We start from the raw sequence: 18,917 nt of genomic DNA, 5'->3' as shown, positions 1-18,917 counted from the left end.
CCTCACCCGAAAGAGCCTACGTCCCGGAGCGGGCTTTCGGCGGGCGAGGAATGAAGTAACTTGTCCGCTGCTGATACTCGCGATAGCCCGGACGCTGTTCCATGTGTCGCTCGAGCAACCGCGCTCCGGTGGCGAAGACCAGGAAGTACGTCATGGCGATCGGTGAGAGGACGGTCAACACCCCCGGCCACACGGACGCCGAGACGAGGAAGATCCCCCACCAGACGCACGCGTCGCCGAAATAGTTGGGATGCCGCGTCCATGCCCACAAACCTTGATCCATGATGTGGCCACGGCTGCCCGGATCGGATTTGAACTCCTCCATCTGTCGGTCGCCGACCGTCTCGAACGTGACGCCGACAATCCACAGCGCGATTCCGAGTACGACAAGAAGTCCGAAGCTGCCGTTCGACACTGCTGCGACCTGGATCGGCAGGGAGACGAACCACAACGAAATCCCCTGCGTGAGATAGATCTTGCGGATCGCATACAGCGTTCGATTACCCGTCGCTCGTCCGAGCATTTCTTCGTACCGCGGGTCTTCACCTTTGCCACGCGATCGAATCGCCATGTGCGTCGCCAACCGCAGACCCCAGATCGCCACGAGCGCAAGCATCAGCAACCGGCGCCAGAGGTCGCCGGTTCCCACTATCGCGGACACGAGCGCGATCAGAACGAAGCCGGCGCCCCACGACACGTCGACAACGTTGTGGCGCCCGATCCGTACACCGATCGTGGCTGTCACCGCCATTCCGACGGCGATCGCCAGCAGACTCGTGAGTGTGACCACTCCGAACGCGCCCCAGTCGAATCCGTTCATCGCCGCGACACCCACTGCGGCCGTACCGGTTCCATACCCGATCGACCATCACCGTGCGGCCGGACCGACAGAATCTGATCGACGCCCATCCTGCCGTCCCGAAATGCCATTCCTCCGCCGACGAGGTAGAGACGCCACACCCGAGCGACTTCGACACCTACGAGTTCCACGACGCGATCCCAGTTCGATTCGAAGGTCTCGATCCACGCGTCGACGGTCCGCACGTAGTGCTCACGCAGGGCGTGGACGTCCCGCACTTCGAGTCCACCTTCCTCGATCATCGCAACAGTGCGACCGACGGGCCGCATGTACATGTCCGGCGCGATGAACGACTCGATGAACGGACCTCCCCCGGGGTGCGGGCCAGTGCGGGACATCTGCTGAATCAGCACACGGCCACCGGCAATAACATTGTCGTGAAGCGCTTTCACGTAGGTCGGATAGTTGTCCTCACCGACGTGCTCACCCATCTCGATGGACGCGACCGCATCGAAGGGACCGTCTGGAATCTCTCGATAATCTTGGAGGCGAATCTCGACCCAGTCTTCCAAACCGAGCGCGCGGACCTTCGCGTCGACAAAAGCCTTCTGCTCCGCCGAGATCGTGATTCCGACAACCCTGGCGCCGTACTCCCGCGCTGCATGCAGACTGAGCGAGCCCCAACCACAGCCGACATCGAGAAACCGCAAGCCTCGCGCTCGATCGAGACCGACCTTGCGGCACACCAGGTCCAGCTTGTCTGTCTGTGAGTCTTCGAGCGTGTAGTCCGGTGCATCGGAAGTCCAATAGCCCGAGGAGTACGCCATGTTCTCATCGAGGATCAATTGGTAGAAATCGTTCGACAAATCGTAGTGGTGCCCGATCGCCTCGCGGTCGCGGGCGAGGCTGTGCAGGCGCCCCTTCACCTGAGCCTGCGACGCCGGCGGAGCCAAAGGTCTCCCGAAAGCACCGAAGGATCGCGCAGCCTTGACCGCGGCCAAGACGAGCGACGGTGTCGGGGTAATCGACCCGAGCCCCCGCTCGGCAGACACCTTCCACACGTGTGTGAGTGCATCGCCTAGATCGCCCTCGACGTCGAGTTCACCGAGAACATACGCCTGCGCAGCCCCCAACTCGCCGGGATTCCAGAGCAAGCGTCGCAAAACGTTCGGGCTGTAGAGCGTCACCTTCGGAGCATCTTCCGGACCTGCTGTGCTGCCGTCCCATGCAGTCAACCGCACCGGAAGTTCGCCGCCGACAAGTGGACTGAGGATGTCCGAGAGACGACCCGCAACGCCGGTACCTTGTGTCGTTCGATCCACTGTGGCAGTCATCGCTGGTTCCTCCGATCGAGAACAATTTGCTGGACGTCGAGATACCCCGACCGAAACCCCGCCTCGGAGTAGCAGAGATAGAAATGCCACATGCGCGCGAACACTGCGTCGAACCCGAGCGCGGACGCCTCGTCGGTGCGAGCGCTGAATCGCTCGTCCCACAGTCGCAACGTCTGCGCGTAGTGATCGCCCATCGACATCCGCTCACGCACCCGCAGCGTTGTCATGCGCTCGGTGACGTCCTCGATCGCCCGCACCGACGGGAGAAATCCGCCGGGGAAGATGTACTTGTGCACCCAGGTGTAGGTGTTGCGGGTCGCGAGCATTCGATCGTGCGGCATCGTGATGGCTTGGATCGCCGCGCGCCCACCCGGCGCCAGCAGGGCGTCGATCGTCTGGAAGTAGCTTCCCCAGTACTGGTGGCCGACGGCCTCGATCATCTCGACCGACACAACGGCGTCGTACTCCCCCTGTACCTGCCGATAGTCGAGAAGGTCGACCTGAACGCGATCTGCCAGTCCCGCAGCGCTTATCCGCTTCGCTGCCAATTCCTGCTGTTCGACCGAAAGTGTCACCGAGCGCACCGTCGCTCCCCGTTGGGCAGCTCGGATCGCCAATTCTCCCCAGCCTGTGCCGATTTCGAGCACTCGCGAACCGGGTCCGACACCTGCGCCATCCAGCAGTCGATCGATCTTCCGATGCTGCGCCGCTGCGAACACGTCCCACGACGGGGTCGCTCCTACCGACAGATCCTCGAAGAGGGCACTGGAATACGTCATTGTGTCGTCGAGGAACAGTTCGAACATCTCGTTCGAGAGGTCGTAGTGCCGGGAGATGTTCGAGCGCGTGTTCTGCGTCGAATTCCGTTCACTGCGAGGCTGCTTCGGAATGTAGAGGCCTCGTAGCCGCTGCAGGAAGTCGGGAATGAGCGTCGCCACGCGGGAGGCGAAGACTTCCAGGACCGCAGTGAGGTCGGATGCTTCCCAATCGCCCGCCATGTACGACTCGCCGAATCCGATCAAACCACTGTCACCCACACGAGCAGCGAAGTCGTCTGGGCGGTGAATGACCATCAACGGCGAATCGGGGCTACCGCCACCGGAGAACTCACCGTTGGGCATCTGGACGCGCAGCGGCAAACGTGCGACCGCCTTGTGGAACAGGGCGCGGGCAACCGGTGATGCAACCCGCACTTTGAGCCCGCTCGGCACTGTGGCGACGCCCGGCCACCGCTCGGTTTCGATCGTGTGAGCGGAAGGTTCGGTGCCGAGAGTGGTTGTGGTCATTGCACTGCCTCCTGCGGGTGATGTTGCGGTCGGGGAACGATGGGTAAGCGCCTGGCCCACAGCCGGATTCCTTGAAATCTGATCTGCGCGGCGACTCGGAGCGGAGCCAGCGGGATGGCGAGCGCACTGCGCACGATCTCGCGCGTCGTCGCCGGCACACAACGACCGGACACCGTGGCCACGAAGGGCGCCTTGCCGTCACGGGCCAGAACTATCGAGAGCGCGAGCGCGGTGTCGGGTAGCGGAAGTCGCATCCGGTACTCGCCGTCCAGATCGTTGAACGGAGATACGTAGAACTCTTTGGACGTGCGAACCCCGCCACGTTCGTCGGTTTCGAGCAGGTAGCAGTGCCGTTCGCCGTAGGTGTTGTGAACCTCGGCAACGACGCACCGCTGACTGCCGTCGTCGTTCAGACACCAGAACACACTCAGCGGGTTGAACACATGGCCGAACACACGCGCGTTCGCAAGCATGAGGATGCGACCGCCGGCGAACTCCAATCCGTTGGTTGCCAGAAAAGTCTCGACGTTGGCACGAATCGATCGAGTGGGGTCGCCGAGGTGATCCCCGGCGTCGAACTTCGCCAAGGGCCGCAAAGCCTTCGGAAGCTCGGGCAAATCGTCGACGTCGACGAGCCAACTGTAGCTTCGGTACTCGAACTCGTTGTGCAACGGCTCCGTTCGTACGTGCCGAATGCTCGTATGAACGATGGACGGCGTGATGGGTGCGGTCACGGCCACCGACCTCCGACGCGTTCGGCGGCGCGCAGGCCAGAGAGTGCACCGTCCTCGTGGAAACCCCATCCGTGGTACGCACCGGCAAACGCGAGCACGTCCGAGTCCAACTCGGGAAGCCGCGCTTGAGCGGCGACGGAGGTGGGTGTGTACTGCGGATGCTCGTAGGTCATCTGATCGATCACCGAGTCCGGGGACACCATTTCGCCTCCCCCCAAGGTCACTAGGTAGCGCCGGCCAGTCTCCGGGAGCCGCTGCAACCTCGTCATGTCGTAGCTGACCAGAACGTGATCCGGCTTCGCGTTGCATTCAGGGATGTAGTAGTTCCACGACGCGCGCGCATTGGTGTTGCCGGGCAGCACATTTTCGTCGGTGTGAAGTTGGGTGTGGTTGACGGAGTACGGCATTGCGCCGAGGACCTGGGATTCGGCAGGCGTCGGATCCGCCAAAATCTTCAGTGCTTGCTGCGGATGCGTTGCGACCACGGCTGCGTCGAAGGTCTGGATCTGGTCGTCGCCGTCACGAATGTCTACGCGATCGTCGAACCGGTGGACGGCGCGAACCGGCGTGTTCAGGCGGATATCCCCGATACTTTTGGCGACGAGACGAACGTATTCGCCCGATCCACCGGTGACTGTTCGCCAGGTCGGCGATCCAGTGACGCTCAGCATTCCGTGGTGATCGAGGAACGAGAACAGGTACCGCGCGGGATATTTCAGCGCCGAGCCGGGATCACACGACCAGACTGCCGACACGAGCGGAGTCATGAAGTGAGCGGTGAAGTAGTCGGAGAACCGGCCGCTGCGCAGAAACACCCCCAGTGTCTGGTCGGGTGCCGACGGATCCGTGTTGTCGAGCAGGGCTCGGGCACGGCGATGGAAGCGCTTGACCTCCATCAACATCGACAGAAAGCTGCCGTTGACAAGGAGCCCCGGCGTCGGGAGAACGCCGCGCAAACCTTGGCCTCCCGAGTACTCGAGCCCGCACCCCCCACACCTGACCGACATGCTCATATCGGATTCCTGCGTAGGCACATCGAGTTCTGCGAACAATCGCAACAATGTCGGATAGGTGCGATCGTTGTGGACGATGAACCCCGTGTCGATGGCGAGGCTTCGCCCTTCCGGGTCGGTGACCGAATGGGTGTCCGCGTGCCCGCCGAGCCGTGAATCCGCTTCGTAGAGGGTGACGTCACGGTCCTTACTGAGCACCCACGCCGCTGTCAGACCTGCGACACCACTACCGACGACGGCCACCTTGCGCTTGTCGGAACTCATCGTCGTTCTCCCATCTTTGTTGCGGCTACCCCGCGACTCATTCCTGCGATTGCATCCGCGACGAGGCGATGCCAAGTCGCCGCCCGACGGAGCATGAAGTGGCCTGCGCCGTCGATGCCGATCCATTCAGCGCTCTTACCCGACTTCTGCAGTTCGTCAACTTTCCGACGAGACGCTGCCGGGTCGGTCCACGAGTCGGCCGTGCCGTGGAGCACAACCAGTGGTGTGTCCGAATGCAGATTCACCGACGTTCCATCGGGCCACCACGGCGCCAGCGCAACCACACCGACCACCGCCGGATCGCCACACAGTTCGGCGGCGACCCGTCCGCCCATCGAGTGCCCCAGCAAAATCACCCGAGCTTGTGCATTACGTTTCGTTATCGCGTCGAGTGCGGCGCGGGCGTCGGCGACCGGACTGCGCTCGGCACCGTTCCAACCTCGAACTCGATAGCGAGCCTGCACCGCTTTCACACCGGAGAGGCGAAGCTGAGCGGTGAACGGGCACATCCGAAGGTTGGACAGATGCCAGGCGCGAGCCGGGCGATGGCTCGATACCTTTCCTCCAGGCAGCACTAGCACCACCAGGTGCTGGTCACCGTCCTGCTGTTGCCGTCGGTTGGGCGTCATACACGGCATTCGGAGCCGAAAACCATTTGGATGGGGTTCGTAGAATTTCTTTTGTGAATCGTGAAGCACTCGTCGGCGATGTCCTCGACGCCATGGACGCCAACTTGGTATCCCATGCCTGCCACCTGCATGAACACTTGCCGACGGGATCGGTCACGGTCTCTGCAGATGTTGTCGTCGCAGACAGCGGCCTCACCGACGACACTTTCAACATCATCGCTGGTGCGCGCTTCGCTGTACCTGCTGCTGAAGGCCCGGAAGAAGACCGACGACTACTCGACGTACTCGCGTGGCTTCGAGCAACCGGTCGTCCGTTCTCCTGGTGGACAGGTCCGCGCGACAAGCCCTCTGACCTCGGCGCTCGCTTGTCAGCCGTCGGCTGCGTGCGCTCCGAGGAAGAAAGAGCGATGACGGCAGACTTGAACGTCGTCCCACGCCCAACGCCTGTCTCAGAACTGTGCGTTCAGCGAGTGACGACTCGTTCGCAGCTCGCCGACTACGCCGCCGTGATGGCCGCCAATTGGTCGCCGCCCTCAACCGCAGTAATACGTTTCTTCGAAGACACCGCCGATGACATCCTCGATGAGCGCTCGCGGAGTTCGTTTGTCGTGGGATACGCGAACTCCCAGCCTGTCGCCGGAGCCGAGGTCCATTTTGCCGCCGACGTCGCCGGACTGTATGGGGTCGTCACACTCGAAACGGCGCGCCGACGCGGATTCGGCTCGGCGGTCACCCTTGCCGCACTCGACATCGCCCGCGAGCGAGGTGCCCGAACCGCTGTACTTCAGGCGTCCAGCGACGGCGCACAGCTCTATCGAAACGCTGGCTTCGAGGATGTCGGTACCTACGCCGAGTACTCGATCGGCAGCGGTTAGACGTCCCCGCGGGGACGCTTTCCGTCCTCATCCACGGATGTGTGTCGGTACTGGCATCTATTATCGAACGTACATTCGAAACAATGTCGGACACGCGCCGGGGGCAACGATGAACGCAGAACTGACCGATACCGCAGCACTGATCAATGAAGAAACGCAGGGTTCCACCCGAAGCGACGTAGAGCAACTCGGCTCCGAAATCTGCGCTCTCGCCGGCCAGATCGCCGCGGCCACGGCTCGATTCCTCACCCTCCTGTCGAAGTTCGACGAAGACCGCGGCTGGTCCGGCCCTGGACTGCATTCATGCGCCCACTGGCTGTCGTGGAAATGTGGAATGAGCCTGCACACCGGCAGGGAATATGTTCGCGTCGCCAAAGCGCTCCGACCTTTGCCCGAGATGCGGAAGGCCTTCGAGCAAGGCCGGCTGTCCTACTCGAAGGTTCGCGCACTCACCCGGGTCACCACGCCGTCAAACGAAAAGCAGATGGTTCGGTTCGGATGCGAGGCGCCCGCAGCCCAGATCGATCGTCTCGCCGCAGGTCTGCGTAAAGCAACCGACAATGAATCCGGCAAAAGCAAAGCGCCCGAACATCTTCAGGTCCGCTGGCATTGGGACTCGGATACGGGCGAGTTTGTCATCAAAGGACGCCTGCCCGCACAGGACGGCGCCCGAATCCTCGCAGCATTGGCGGTGGCGGAACGTGAACGCACCCGAACCGCTGCCATCCGCCCTGTCGACGAGAAGGCTACAAAGAACCCGGCCGGAAATATCGGACCAGGACTCGTCGCGATGGCAGAGCTCGCCACCGCCGCAGTCACAGACCGCACGTCCAAGGCCGCCGCGAACGAAGTTGTGTTCTTCCACGAAGCGAACACCGTCCGTGTACCGAGTGGACCCGCGCTCCCCCAAAGTGCCGCCGAGGAAGTGCTCTGCAACGCGAAACTTCGCCTGGGAACGACAAAGGAGGGATGCGTTTTGAATCTGGGCCGAAGGACCCGCGTCGTCAGCGCCAAACAAATGCTGGCATTGAATTACCGCGACGGATGTTGCCGCACACCGGGTTGCGGGCGGACTCGCTTCTTACACGCACATCACGTGAAATTCTGGGGACGCGGCGGAAATACGGACTTGGACAATCTGATCATGCTGTGCGGCACCTGCCACCGCGCGCTGCATGACGGCCAGTTCACGATCACTGCTCTCGGCGAGCAGAAGTTCGAGTTCCTTTACGCCAATGGTGACGTCATCGACCCAGCACCACCGACCGAGGGATTCGCTGATGGCCTACTGCGCGGAGACATACCCGACGACGCGATCATCCCAAGATGGGACGGCGAGCCCCTTCACCTCGATCACGCGGTCAGCGTCATCCTCGACGGTTGGGCTGCCTGAGGAAACATTGGTCTAGTCCAATCTGAATCTACCGTGAACAACAGGACAACCCTCACATCCAGGTAGTGCAATTGGTCTAGTCCTATCGCAAGATGCTTAGCGTGACCAAGAAAATCGCACGCACCTCAGCCGCTATCACACTCCTCCTCGCCGGCGCTGTTGCTGCCGGAACTGCAACTGCTGCAGCAATTCCCGGATCGTCCGACCTCAATCCGTCGGCCGCCGAGAAGACAGTTGTCATCGGCCTCGACGGCACTATGCTCAGCCACATCAAGATCGCCGACGCTCCCCGCCTCCAGAAGCTGATCGCCGAAGGAACCAGCGGAGAATCTTCCATCCTCGGCCACACCACCATCTCCGGACCGTCGTGGTCGACCATCCTGACCGGAGTCTGGGATACCAAGCACGGAGTCAAGGACAACACGTACGCGGGCGCCCGCTTCGACCTCTACCCGAGCGTCTTCACCCGGCTGGAAACAGCAAAGCCCTCCCTCCTCACCGAATCGATCTCCACCTGGGGCGGCATCGACAACATCGCCTCCAGTGGGACACCGAAAGCCGACGTTGTCGTGACCACGGCCGATGCAGGTTCCGGAGCGGCCACCGACGCTGCGACGGCAGACGCCGTCGCCCGCGACATCACAGACAAGGGACCTGACCTGATCTTCACCCAACTCGATCAGGTGGACGGCGCGGGACATAGCGGCGGCACCAACGGCGCTGCGTACGAAGAGTCCATCGCCTCGGTCGATGCTCAGGTGGGCAAGATTGTCGATGCCGTCGATCAGCGCGCAGCAAAGACCGGCGAGAAGTGGACTGTACTGGTCACTGCGGATCACGGGCACAAGCCCGCCGGTGGGCACGGCGGTCAGACACCCGCGGAAGCGACGACATTCGTCATAGCACGCGGCGCGGGATACGCGGCCGGTAAGAACACAGACTCGTACACGATCGCCGACATCACCCCGACAATCCTCCAGAGCCTGGGCGTTGCATTGCCTGCCGATCTGGACGGCAAGCCGCTGGCCAAGGAAGCTCCCGGCTTCGTCGGCTCGGTCGACCTGGGATTCTTCGGCTCCTGATCGCAAGAAGGCCCGGGCCACACAGCAGAGTGCCGCAGCAAGACAGCAGCAAAAAGGCAGCAAAAAGGCAGCAAAAAGGTCGGGCCGGAGAGCGTGTGCTCTCCGGCCCGACCTGTTGTGGAGCTGCCGGGAATTGAACCCGGGTCCTACGTTGAATCGCTAGGGCTTCTCCGTGTGCAGTTCGCTAAGTCTCTACTTGGATCTCCCAGTCTCGCGAACAAGCCAGGATGACGATCCCAGTCACTGTTTGATGTCCCATTCGACTCCGTGACCGAGCCGAACAGTAAAGCCCTCTAGCTGATGCCAGGAACCGGGTCGAGGGCAACCCCGGGCTGACAGACACGCTTCGCTACTTAGGCAGCGAGAGCGTAGTCGCGCTGATTGGAATCGGCGCTTATAGGTTTGCAGCGACGCTTACGGTGGTCTCTTGCCTGCACCGACACGCTTCCCCTAACTCAACACACGCAGTCGAAACCGTTCAGCCCCGTGTGTGCCCCGCGTCTTTCGTGGGGCTATTCACTATAACGCGCCGAAGTTCGGAAGTCATACCAATTAATCGGCGGCACTTTCCGTGTCCTTCGGCCCAGCCGTTTCCTGCACTGCACCCGCTTCCTGCACTGCACCCGTTTCCTGCACCGCAGCCATCTCACGCTCGGCGGCACCGGTGATGTTGGTGATCATCCCCTGGAAGACGACTCCGTGGAAAGGCAGGATCGAATACCAGTACGCCCGACCCGCGAGCCCGCGAGGGAAGAAGACCGCGCGTTGATCGAGGTGGGAACCCACCGGCCGTCCGTCGGCACCGGCTGGGCCTTCTGATACTCGCAACTCCAACCATGCTCCGCCCGGGACCTTCATCTCGGCGCGCAATCGGAGCAACTTGCCTCGATCGATTTCTTCGACCCTCCAAAAGTCCAGGGCTTCGCCCGTGTTGAGCCGGCGTGGATCCCGCCTGCCCCGGCGCAGTCCGACACCACCGACCGCGCGGTCCATCCACCCCCGAATGGCCCACGCCAAAGGGAATGAATACCAACCGTTCTCGCCGCCGATCGACTCGACCACCGACCAGAGGGTTTTCGGATCCGCCGCGCAGTCACGTTCGCGATGATCGACGTAGACCGCTTCGCCGGCCCAATCCGGGTCGGATGGAAGAGGATCGGATGGAGCGCCCGCGATCGTTGCACCGGACCACGCCGTCTCCACCTCACCAGTCTCGATCTTTCGAAGTGCCAGCCGCACCGCTTCTCGATACGGCGTGAGGCCCTCGGCGGGAGGCGGGATGAAGCCGTCGATGTCGTGATTGTGCATCACCGCGTCGTTCTGCAGGGATTCGATCAGGGGCATCGCCAAACCTCGTGGGATCGGCGTGACCAATCCCACCCAGTGACCTGCCAGACGCGGGGTCAGGACGGGCAGGACGAGGATGCGTCGGCGTACCAATCCAGCGACGTCGGCGTAGGTGTTCATCATTTCGCCGTACTGCATGACATCCGGCCCACCGATGTCGAAGGCGCGGTTGACCTCCGGCGTCGTCGCCGCGGCTGCAATCAAATAGTGGAGTACGTCACGCACCGCGATCGGCTGAATGTTGTTGTGCACCCACTTGGGTGTGGTCATCACCGGAAGCCGATTGGTCAAGTGGCGCACCATTTCGAAGGACGCCGAACCCGATCCGATCACCACTCCAGCTTGGAACACAACCGTCGGAACCTCGGAGTCGAGCAGGATCCGACCGACTTCGAGCCGGGACTGCAAGTGAGTCGACAACTCTCGGTCGGACGGATGAAGCCCGCCCAGGTAGACGATCCGTCGCACCCCCGCATCGCGGGCAGCGGCGGCGACGTTCTCCGCGCTTCGCTTGTCGATATCCGAGAACGACCCTCCCCCACCCATGGCGTGAACGAGGTAGTAGACCACGTCGATATCGTCGAAAACACCTGAGAGGGTGCCACTGTCGGTCAGATCCCCGCGCTTGATCTCCACGGAATCGTGCCAGGGAACATCGCGTAGTTTCTCCGGGCTGCGCACCACCACTCGAACTCGATGGCCCTCTTCGACCAGGCGAGGGGCAAGACGTCCGCCGATGTATCCGGTCGCACCCGTGATCAACACTCTCACTGCGTCCATCACCCCACGCTACGCACAATTCAACTGCGAAGCGCGAGTGCAACCCCGAGGTCGTCGTTGGTCAACATCATGTTGATCCCCGCTCCGGCCTTCGCCCCGGCGGCTGCGGCCATGATGACCTGGGCACCCGGGTCCACGACATTGCCCGCGGCGAACACGCCGGGCACGCTTGTGGCCCCCATCATGTCGACTGTGACGAAATCGCCCATCATCGTCTCGGCGCGCTGCGCACCGAATGCGCGCAAGATCGCATCGTTGGGGTCCATCGTGAGGGCGCCACCGACAAAGACCGCCGAACGCGCGACCACACTGCCGTCGGCCAACCGCACGCCCACCAACCGATCATCCTCGACGACGGGACCGGCAACCTCACCCTCGACGATCAAAATACCGCGAGCCGCAAGCTTTTCCCGATCTTCGGAACTCAGTTCGGTGATGCGATGAAGGAAGAGAACCACGTCATCGGACCACTGGCGAACCATGAGCGCCTGGTGCATCGCAAATTCCGCGCTCTTGGCGATCACGCCGAGCGGCTGATCACGCACGCCGTACCCGTGGCAGTACGGGCAGTGCAACACATCGCGTCCCCAACGCTCGCCGAAGACTTCGAGTTCTACCGGCAGGCGGTCCGTCAGACCCGTCGAAACAAGCACCTTGCGCACCTGAATCTTGCTGCCGTCAGCCAGTTCTACCGAGAATTTCTCGCCGTCCCGTGTCACGGAGACAACGGTGCCGTCGTGGAACTCGCCGCCGAATTTGCGGACCTCACCTCGGCCGATGGTCAACAATTCTGCCGGGTTCATGCCGTCACGGGAGAGGAATCCGTTCATGTGGTCGGCGGCCGCGTTCCGTGGCGATCCGTTGTCGAAGACGATCACGGATCTGCGTGCCTGACCGAGAATGAGTGCGGCGTTGAGGCCTGCCGCACCGGCTCCGATTACTGCTACGTCGAATGAGTTCTGCGTCATGAATCCAGAATGACAAGAGAACGCAGTCTTGACAAACACTGTTGCCACTTTGGCAAAATGAGTGAATGACCGAAACATCGTTCGAAGCCGTACTAGCCGGCATCGGCCCTCGCCTACGTGCGTTGCGCCAGCAGTCCGAGATGACCCTGGCCGACCTGTCGGAGACCACCGACATCAGCGTCAGCACACTGTCGAGACTCGAATCCGGTACTCGCCGAGCCAACTTGGAGCTTCTGCTGCCGATTGCCAAGGCACACGGCGTCCCGTTGGACGACCTGGTGAACAGCAAGATCAAAGATCCGCGCGTTCGAGAAGAACCTCGAACGGTCGGATGCATGACGGTCATTCCGCTGACCAGTCAACCCGGCAACCTCCAGGCCTACAAGACGATCATCTCCCCCACCGACGACGATCGCGAGCCGGGAACCCACGAGGGCTACGAGTGGGTCTACGTTCTGTCCGGGCGCATCCGACTCCAACTCGGCGACCGGGATTTCATCATGGGGGCAGGCGAGGCCGCCGAGTTCGACACGCACATCCCGCACCGCATCAGTGCTGCCGACGGCCGGCCGGCCGAGGCGATCAGCCTCTTCGGAAAACAAGGCGAGCGGGTTCACCTACGCGCAGCGCCGGCCGACAGACGCGGCTGAAGAAAATTCTCCGAGAAGCGAGGACATCTACAAGCGGGTGACTCGGTGGAGCGGGTGCACATCGTTGAGAGATGACTGAGAATCCGGCCAAACCAATGCCAACTGTTGTACCACGCCGCCTGTCTCCGCGCGAGATAGCTAGCCCGATGAATCATCATGACCGAGAAGAGGAATCCCGATGAGTGGAAAAACCACTTCCTACTGCGGTCCGGGCTCGTGCACGATTTGAATCGCTCCGATGAAGTGGTTCGGCGGACCCACCTTGTCGATGTATGGAATGTAGATGTTCGTTCGTCCCACAGGGCCTGCCGACCGCTCAGAGCTCTTGCAGGGTAATTGATCTTGCGTCCAATCATTCGTCGAGTTCGCGGGGCGACGAATTCACGTATGTGGCGAAAACAAGGGGAATGACATGGAATTACGACAACTCGCGCGCGATCTTCAAGTCTCGCGTATTGGCCTAGGGTGTAACAACTTTGGTACCCGACTGGACCCTGAGGGGAGTACGGAGGTCGTCCGTACCGCCCTCGATGAGGGCGTCACCCACTTTGACACAGCGACGATGTACGGAAACGGGCGCTCGGAGGAAATCCTCGGCAAGGCGCTCGCAGGTCAACGAGACCAGGTGGTAATCGCCACCAAAGCGATTCCACGCCCGCGTGAGGTCGATTACAAGCCCGGAGTACTCGCACGAAGCATCGAGGATAGCTGTGAGGCAAGCTTGCGGCGACTCAGCACCGATCGAATCGACTTGTACTACCAGCATGTCCCTGACCCCGATGCTCCACTGGAGGAGGCCATCGAGGCGTTGAATGGGCTGGTAGCCAAAGGGAAAGCCCGCCACGTAGCTTGCTCGAACTACTCCGCGGATCAGATGAGGCAGGCCGAGGGCATCGCCACCGGTACTGGCGCATCGCATTTATTGGCGAACCAGGTCGAATGGAATTTGCTCAACCGCGCGATCGAGGCAGACATTGTTCCCGCCGCACACGAGGTCGGAATGTCAATCATCCCTTTCTTTCCGCTTGCTTCCGGAATGCTCACCGGTAAGTACACGATGCGACGGCCGTTTCCGACCGGCAGCCGACTAGCCAGTGCGCCGTACTTCGCCACACTGGCAACGGAAGAGAACTTCGAGTACGTGGAGAAACTGTCAGCGTTCGCACAAGCGTACGGACACTCGATACTCGAACTCGCCATAGCGTGGCTGTGCGCGCAGGAGAGCGTTCCCTCTGTGATCATCGGTGCGATGAACCCCGAACAAGTGCGATCAAATGTTGCCGCCGCGGAGTGGAAGCTCGACGACGACGTTCTTGCGGCGCTGCCTTCGCGCCCCTGAAAGTCTGCGGTTCAACTCCTTTTGCTGATTTGACTGCCGAGCAGCCAGATAAAGAACAAGCGGCCCGCGCAGTGGTAGCTCGCTTTCGCAGTCCAATGTTGGACTTCCAACCTGTAAGCCGCGTCGACCGTATTCGTTCCGCCGGCAGTCGCAACAACAGGACCAGCACATCACCTCCGAGTGTGTGTGAGTGACGAAGAGAAGTGGCCATCGATGACCTACCAGGCTGTGCAGCCAATCGAGGGCACTGCCCTCTGCTGGGGATGCATCCCACACGCTGATTTGATACAGCTCGCCGAGTTGGCCCGTAGGGGCGGCTTTCCAGAGATCACTGTTCATCCCTCGCAATATTCGATTGTGAAGAGTGCCGACTCCCGAGTGCGGGAGCGCCTGGACGATCTAGGTGTGACTGTTGGCGTGATCGATGCGCTCATGACCTACCTACCCGGCTCTGCTCGACTGGATGAGGTACCTCCACACTGGCGCAAGCTCATGGTAGATCTCGACGAGTGTCTCGAAGCCGCTGAGGCGCTTCACGCTCGCACTCTCAACGTCGCCCATTTCTTGGGTGATCCGACAGTGAAGCGAAACGCGCTGGCGTCGGCGGTGCGACAAGTCGCCGACCGCGCAGCCGAGGTCGGAGTTCGTGTCAGTCTGGAGTTCATCCCCGGCACAGGAATACCGGATCTCGGTGCGGCGTTGGACATCGTCCGGCGAGCCGACCACCCCGGCGTTGGAATCCTGTTCGATACTTGGCACTTTCTGCGCTCGGGTGGTACGCCGACCCAGCTTGCAGAGGTTACCCATGGTCAGGTATTCGAAGTGCAGATCAGCGATCGTGTCCAGCCTGGCCGCCACGATCCCTATGTACCGATGACCGGCCGCCTGGCTCCTGGCGAGGGAACGGCGCCGATCGCGGAGATTGTGCGGTCGTTGGGGGTCGTGGCTCCCGACGTCGTGTTGGGAGTCGAGGTGTTCACCGCTGATATCGGAGATCCGGAGGAAACCGTGGCCCACCTTTCCGCGGCCACTCGGATGTTCCTGCGGAGTACTGAATTTGGCTCGCCCGCGGGCATTGTCGAGCCGTCATGAGCTATCCCGAGGCCCTGAGTTTGGTGCGGTACCAAACTCGCACCGCCGCCGCGTTTTCCAATTTGGCCACTCCGCCAATCGGAGACCAGTTCAAACCACGCGGGACTCTTTTGACAGGATGGTGGCGGATCGGGGTATCCGGCGTGCAAGTAGCCCTGGTACTCGTCGAGGAATGAAACAGCGCGTTCCTACGATGGGTGTACGGGTCACAGCCGCTGAAAAGGAACTACGCCCCAGCGACGGCAATCATGCCGACTGCCGCCAGCGCCAACAGCATTCCCGCTTGTTGCACGCGGCTTACCCGCTCGCCCAGCATCACCATGGCGAGCAGAACCGTCGCAGCCGGATACAGCGAACCGATCACGCTGACCAGTGAGAGCATTCCGCCTTGGAAGGCGTAGATCATCGTCCCGTTCGCGACGACGTCGAGGACGCTGACGTACACCGCGAGCTTGAGTGGCTCGCGTCGTGGGAGAACGAAGTGACCGGCCGCCAGCGCGACCAACCACACCACGACGGTCGCGGCACCTCGAGATACGGCCAACGCCCACAGCCCGCTGCCCTCGCCGATCTGGTGAAGTGCGATGAACGAGAGTGCAAATGCGCCACCGCTTCCGACGGTCAGAAGAGCCACTTGTCTGGTGAAGCGGAGGGTGATTCCGCCGGCAACCTCACCCGCGGTGTCGTCAGGCGACTCGCGGCTGACCAGGACGACGGCGACCAGCGCGACGGCAATACCCAGGTACGCGATCAACGCCGGCCGCTCACCGAAAGCGAAGCCGACGAGCACCGGAATACCCGCCACCAGAACAGCTGTCAGCGGCGAGACCACCGACATGGGGCCGGTTGCCAGCGCGAGATAGAACCACCAGACCGCCAGACCACTCGTGACGCCCGCGATCGCACCCCAGATCAGACCGTTCGGCGTCAGCGTCCCGGATACGAAAGGTGCTGCGATCAGAACGATGACGAGCGAGAGTGGATACGAGACGATCACCACACGCAGTGCGGCAACTCGTCGTGACGCAACTCCCCCGACGAAGTCGCTGACTCCGTAGGCAACTGCCGCCACGAGGGCAAGCAGGATGGAGGTCAGCGCATGCCCTTGATACGACGACCGAGCTCGCGGGTCACCTCGCGCTCGGCGGTGCGCTTGGCCATGTCCTGGCGCTTGTCGTAGTCCTGCTTACCCTTTGCCAGTGCGAGTTCGACCTTGACCTTGCCGTCGTTGAAGTACATCGACAGCGGGACCAGCGTCTGGTTTCCCTCGCGGGTCTTGCCGACGAGGTGCTCGATCTCACGCTTGTGCAGCAGGAGCTTTCGGGTACGCCGTGGCGAATGGTTGTTCCACGTGCCTTGCGTGTACTCCGGAATGTGCAACGAGCGCAACCACACTTCGCCGTTGTCCACCGTGGCGAACGCGTCGACGAGCGACGCCTTGCCTTCACGCAGACTCTTGACCTCGGTCCCGACGAGAGCGATGCCGGCCTCGTAGGTGTCGATGATCGTGTAGTTGTGGCGTGCTTTGCGATTGGTCGCAATGACCTTGCGGCCCTTTTCCTTCACTGTCCGGGCCTCTCAGTCCGCTGTCTTGCTGTCGAATGGTTCTTGCTGTTCCAGCATAGAAGCTCGTGCAAACCGATTATTCGCGGACGTACAGACGCAGCGTCACGTACGCCGTCACCGCGGCCATTCCGACACCGGCAAGTACGAGGATCGGCGAGACGAACAGCACGTCACTGTTGGATATCCGCGCCACGATGTTCGCTTCGTAGACGTCGGACAGGACCCCGTCGATGAAGACGTTCTTCGCCGTGAACAGTCCGGCAATGGCGAGCACCGCACCGATCAAGGCCGCCACGACGGCTTCGAGGAGGAACGGAAGCTGGGTGTACCAACGCGTCGCGCCGACCAACCGCATGATGTTGACCTCGGTACGACGCGTGAACGCGGCGATCTGGACCATGTTGGCGATGAGCAGGATGGCCGCTATCGCCTGGACGATCGCGATCGCGAACGCTGCGTTGCGCACTCCACCGAGCACGCTGAACAGTCGGTCCACCAACTCGCGCTGATTGAGCACACTCTCGACGCCGGGCCTCGAACCGAAGGTGTCGTTGATGACGCCGAACCGCTCCGGGTCACTGAGCTTGACCTTGAACGACGCCGGGAAGCTGTCCGGGCTCACCAGGGCTGCCAGTTCGGGCTGGTCCTTGAACACGCGCTCGGTGGCGTCCTTCACGGCGTCTTCGCGGTTGAGGTACTGAACCGCGACGACGGACGGAGTCTGCGCGAGTTCCTTGCGCAACGAACTGCAGATCTCCTGCTCGCAACCGGGATCGGCCGAAGAGATGTCGTCGGTCAGGAAGATCTGCACCTCGACTCGTTCGAGGAAGATCTGCTGGGTCTTGCCTGCCATCTGCACGACCAGCAGACCACCGCCGAAGAGTCCGAGGGAGATCGCCGTCGTCAAGATCATGGCGATGGTCATCGTGATGTTGCGGCGTAGGCCGGTCAGGACTTCGCTGAAAATAAAGCTGGCGCGCATCGGGGAATCCGATTCCTTTTCGAGAGGCCGGTTGTTTCACGACAACCGGTGGGCGTACGGGACGTGTGGTCGTAGTCGGCGCTACCTGCCGACGCCGTACACACCCCGCGCTTCGTCTCTGGTCACCTTGCCGAGATCGAGTTCGATGACGCGTCGACGCATGGAGTCGACGATGTGGTGATCGTGGGTCGCCATCACGACGGTGGTGCCGGTGCGGTTGATCCGCTCGAGCAGCAGCATGATGTCCTGGCTCGTTTCGGGGTCCAGGTTGCCGGTGGGCTCGTCGGCGAGCAGCACGAGAGGGCGGTTCACGAATGCGCGGGCGATGGCGACGCGCTGCTGCTCACCGCCGGAAAGTTCGGTGGGCAGTCGATCGGCTTTGCCGGCCAGACCGACCATGTCGAGAACCTCGGGCACAGTGCGCGCGATGACGTTGCGGGGCTTGCCGATGACTTCCAACGCAAAGGCCACGTTCTCGGAGACCGTCTTCTGCTGAAGCAAGCGGAAGTCCTGGAACACACAGCCCATGCTCTGGCGAAGCTTCGGCACGCGGCGGGCCGCCAACTTGTTGACGTGGAAATCCGCGACCTCGATGTCGCCGGACGTGGGCGACTCCATCTTGAGCAGCAACCGCATGAACGTCGATTTGCCGGAGCCGGAGGGGCCGATGAGGAAGACGAACTCCCCCTTCTCCACCTCCACACTGACCTTGTCGAGCGCCGGCCTGGTGGAGGCCTTGTAGGACTTCGACACATTCTTCATGCTGATCACAACTAGCCAGTCT

The 18,917-nt window shown here is 61.9% G+C and carries 18 protein-coding genes and 1 other RNA gene; 6 read left to right on the top strand and 13 right to left on the bottom strand.

Annotated elements, in window-relative coordinates:
* Positions 1 to 16 precede the first annotated feature (16 nt).
* The 6 genes from EHW12_RS11245 to EHW12_RS11220 are packed head-to-tail and all read right to left on the bottom strand — an operon-like array spanning position 17 to position 6,059.
* The gene (locus EHW12_RS11245) at positions 17 to 820 is read right to left on the bottom strand and encodes a DUF1295 domain-containing protein (RefSeq protein ID WP_037130102.1); all 804 of its coding nucleotides are present in this window, start codon (positions 818 to 820) and stop codon (positions 17 to 19) included.
* On the bottom strand, positions 817 to 2,133 hold the full coding sequence (locus EHW12_RS11240) for a cyclopropane-fatty-acyl-phospholipid synthase family protein (protein ID WP_125050640.1): 1,317 nt from the start codon (positions 2,131 to 2,133) through the stop codon (positions 817 to 819). Before EHW12_RS11240 ends, EHW12_RS11245 begins: the two co-directional genes overlap by 4 nt.
* Positions 2,130 to 3,419 carry a cyclopropane-fatty-acyl-phospholipid synthase family protein gene (locus EHW12_RS11235; RefSeq protein WP_007731299.1) on the bottom strand — a complete coding sequence of 430 codons (1,290 nt, stop codon included), beginning with the start codon at positions 3,417 to 3,419 and terminating at the stop codon, positions 2,130 to 2,132. Before EHW12_RS11235 ends, EHW12_RS11240 begins: the two co-directional genes overlap by 4 nt.
* Entirely contained in the window at positions 3,416 to 4,159 is a 744-nt protein-coding gene (locus tag EHW12_RS11230) for a DUF1365 domain-containing protein (protein WP_125050638.1), read from the bottom strand. Before EHW12_RS11230 ends, EHW12_RS11235 begins: the two co-directional genes overlap by 4 nt.
* Entirely contained in the window at positions 4,150 to 5,430 is a 1,281-nt protein-coding gene (locus tag EHW12_RS11225; RefSeq protein ID WP_125050636.1) for an FAD-dependent oxidoreductase, read from the bottom strand. The genes EHW12_RS11230 and EHW12_RS11225 overlap by 10 nt, the downstream gene beginning before the upstream one ends.
* Complete coding sequence (locus tag EHW12_RS11220) at positions 5,427 to 6,059, bottom strand: alpha/beta fold hydrolase (RefSeq protein WP_030534974.1); 633 nt, start codon at positions 6,057 to 6,059, stop codon at positions 5,427 to 5,429. The genes EHW12_RS11225 and EHW12_RS11220 overlap by 4 nt, the downstream gene beginning before the upstream one ends.
* Positions 6,060 to 6,112: 53 nt before the next feature.
* Here EHW12_RS11220 and EHW12_RS11215 point away from each other — a divergent pair, with 53 nt between their 5' ends.
* The 3 genes from EHW12_RS11215 (at position 6,113) to EHW12_RS11205 (ending at position 9,409) form a co-directional block, all read left to right on the top strand.
* Complete coding sequence (locus EHW12_RS11215) at positions 6,113 to 6,934, top strand: GNAT family N-acetyltransferase (protein WP_125050634.1); 822 nt, start codon at positions 6,113 to 6,115, stop codon at positions 6,932 to 6,934.
* 109 nt (positions 6,935 to 7,043) lie between these two features.
* Positions 7,044 to 8,327 (top strand): HNH endonuclease signature motif containing protein, encoded by a 1,284-nt coding sequence (locus tag EHW12_RS11210; RefSeq protein WP_125050632.1) that lies wholly within the window; start codon positions 7,044 to 7,046, stop codon positions 8,325 to 8,327.
* A 101-nt stretch (positions 8,328 to 8,428) separates the two neighbouring features.
* The gene (locus EHW12_RS11205; protein WP_125050630.1) at positions 8,429 to 9,409 is read left to right on the top strand and encodes an alkaline phosphatase family protein; all 981 of its coding nucleotides are present in this window, start codon (positions 8,429 to 8,431) and stop codon (positions 9,407 to 9,409) included.
* Positions 9,410 to 9,524: 115 nt separating this feature from the next.
* On the opposite strand, the gene ssrA is transcribed toward EHW12_RS11205, so the two are convergent.
* The 3 genes from ssrA to EHW12_RS11190 all read right to left on the bottom strand — a co-directional run bounded on the left by ssrA (position 9,525) and on the right by EHW12_RS11190 (position 12,504).
* Positions 9,525 to 9,895, bottom strand: a transfer-messenger RNA (tmRNA) gene (gene ssrA, locus EHW12_RS11200).
* Between the two features lie 66 nt (positions 9,896 to 9,961).
* Entirely contained in the window at positions 9,962 to 11,536 is a 1,575-nt protein-coding gene (locus EHW12_RS11195; protein WP_042450076.1) for an SDR family oxidoreductase, read from the bottom strand.
* Between the two features lie 20 nt (positions 11,537 to 11,556).
* Positions 11,557 to 12,504 carry an NAD(P)/FAD-dependent oxidoreductase gene (locus EHW12_RS11190; RefSeq protein ID WP_070159648.1) on the bottom strand — a complete coding sequence of 316 codons (948 nt, stop codon included), beginning with the start codon at positions 12,502 to 12,504 and terminating at the stop codon, positions 11,557 to 11,559.
* A gap of 65 nt (positions 12,505 to 12,569) precedes the next feature.
* Here EHW12_RS11190 and EHW12_RS11185 point away from each other — a divergent pair, with 65 nt between their 5' ends.
* The 3 genes from EHW12_RS11185 (at position 12,570) to EHW12_RS11175 (ending at position 15,585) form a co-directional block, all read left to right on the top strand.
* Entirely contained in the window at positions 12,570 to 13,154 is a 585-nt protein-coding gene (locus EHW12_RS11185) for an XRE family transcriptional regulator (protein WP_125050628.1), read from the top strand.
* 412 nt (positions 13,155 to 13,566) lie between these two features.
* Positions 13,567 to 14,493: an aldo/keto reductase gene (locus EHW12_RS11180; protein ID WP_039973210.1), complete on the top strand. Its 927-nt coding sequence runs from the start codon at positions 13,567 to 13,569 to the stop codon at positions 14,491 to 14,493.
* A gap of 213 nt (positions 14,494 to 14,706) precedes the next feature.
* Entirely contained in the window at positions 14,707 to 15,585 is an 879-nt protein-coding gene (locus tag EHW12_RS11175; RefSeq protein ID WP_007731288.1) for a sugar phosphate isomerase/epimerase, read from the top strand.
* Positions 15,586 to 15,811: 226 nt separating this feature from the next.
* Here the strand turns inward: EHW12_RS11175 and EHW12_RS11170 are convergent, their stop codons facing one another.
* The 4 genes from EHW12_RS11170 to ftsE form a co-directional block, all read right to left on the bottom strand.
* On the bottom strand, positions 15,812 to 16,669 hold the full coding sequence (locus tag EHW12_RS11170; protein ID WP_125050626.1) for a DMT family transporter: 858 nt from the start codon (positions 16,667 to 16,669) through the stop codon (positions 15,812 to 15,814).
* 8 nt (positions 16,670 to 16,677) lie between these two features.
* On the bottom strand, positions 16,678 to 17,151 hold the full coding sequence (gene smpB, locus EHW12_RS11165) for an SsrA-binding protein SmpB (RefSeq protein ID WP_003942330.1): 474 nt from the start codon (positions 17,149 to 17,151) through the stop codon (positions 16,678 to 16,680).
* 76 nt (positions 17,152 to 17,227) lie between these two features.
* On the bottom strand, positions 17,228 to 18,133 hold the full coding sequence (ftsX, locus tag EHW12_RS11160) for a permease-like cell division protein FtsX (protein WP_125050624.1): 906 nt from the start codon (positions 18,131 to 18,133) through the stop codon (positions 17,228 to 17,230).
* Positions 18,134 to 18,214: 81 nt separating this feature from the next.
* Positions 18,215 to 18,904, bottom strand: a complete 690-nt coding sequence (gene ftsE, locus EHW12_RS11155; protein ID WP_003942294.1) for a cell division ATP-binding protein FtsE — start codon at positions 18,902 to 18,904, stop codon at positions 18,215 to 18,217.
* Positions 18,905 to 18,917 lie beyond the last annotated feature (13 nt).

This window comes from Rhodococcus sp. NJ-530 (assembly GCF_003860625.1).
GTDB classification, from domain to species: Bacteria; Actinomycetota; Actinomycetes; order Mycobacteriales; family Mycobacteriaceae; genus Rhodococcus_F; species Rhodococcus_F qingshengii.
Note: the sequence above shows the minus strand (reverse complement) of the source record. Positions and strands in the feature narration are given on the sequence as shown.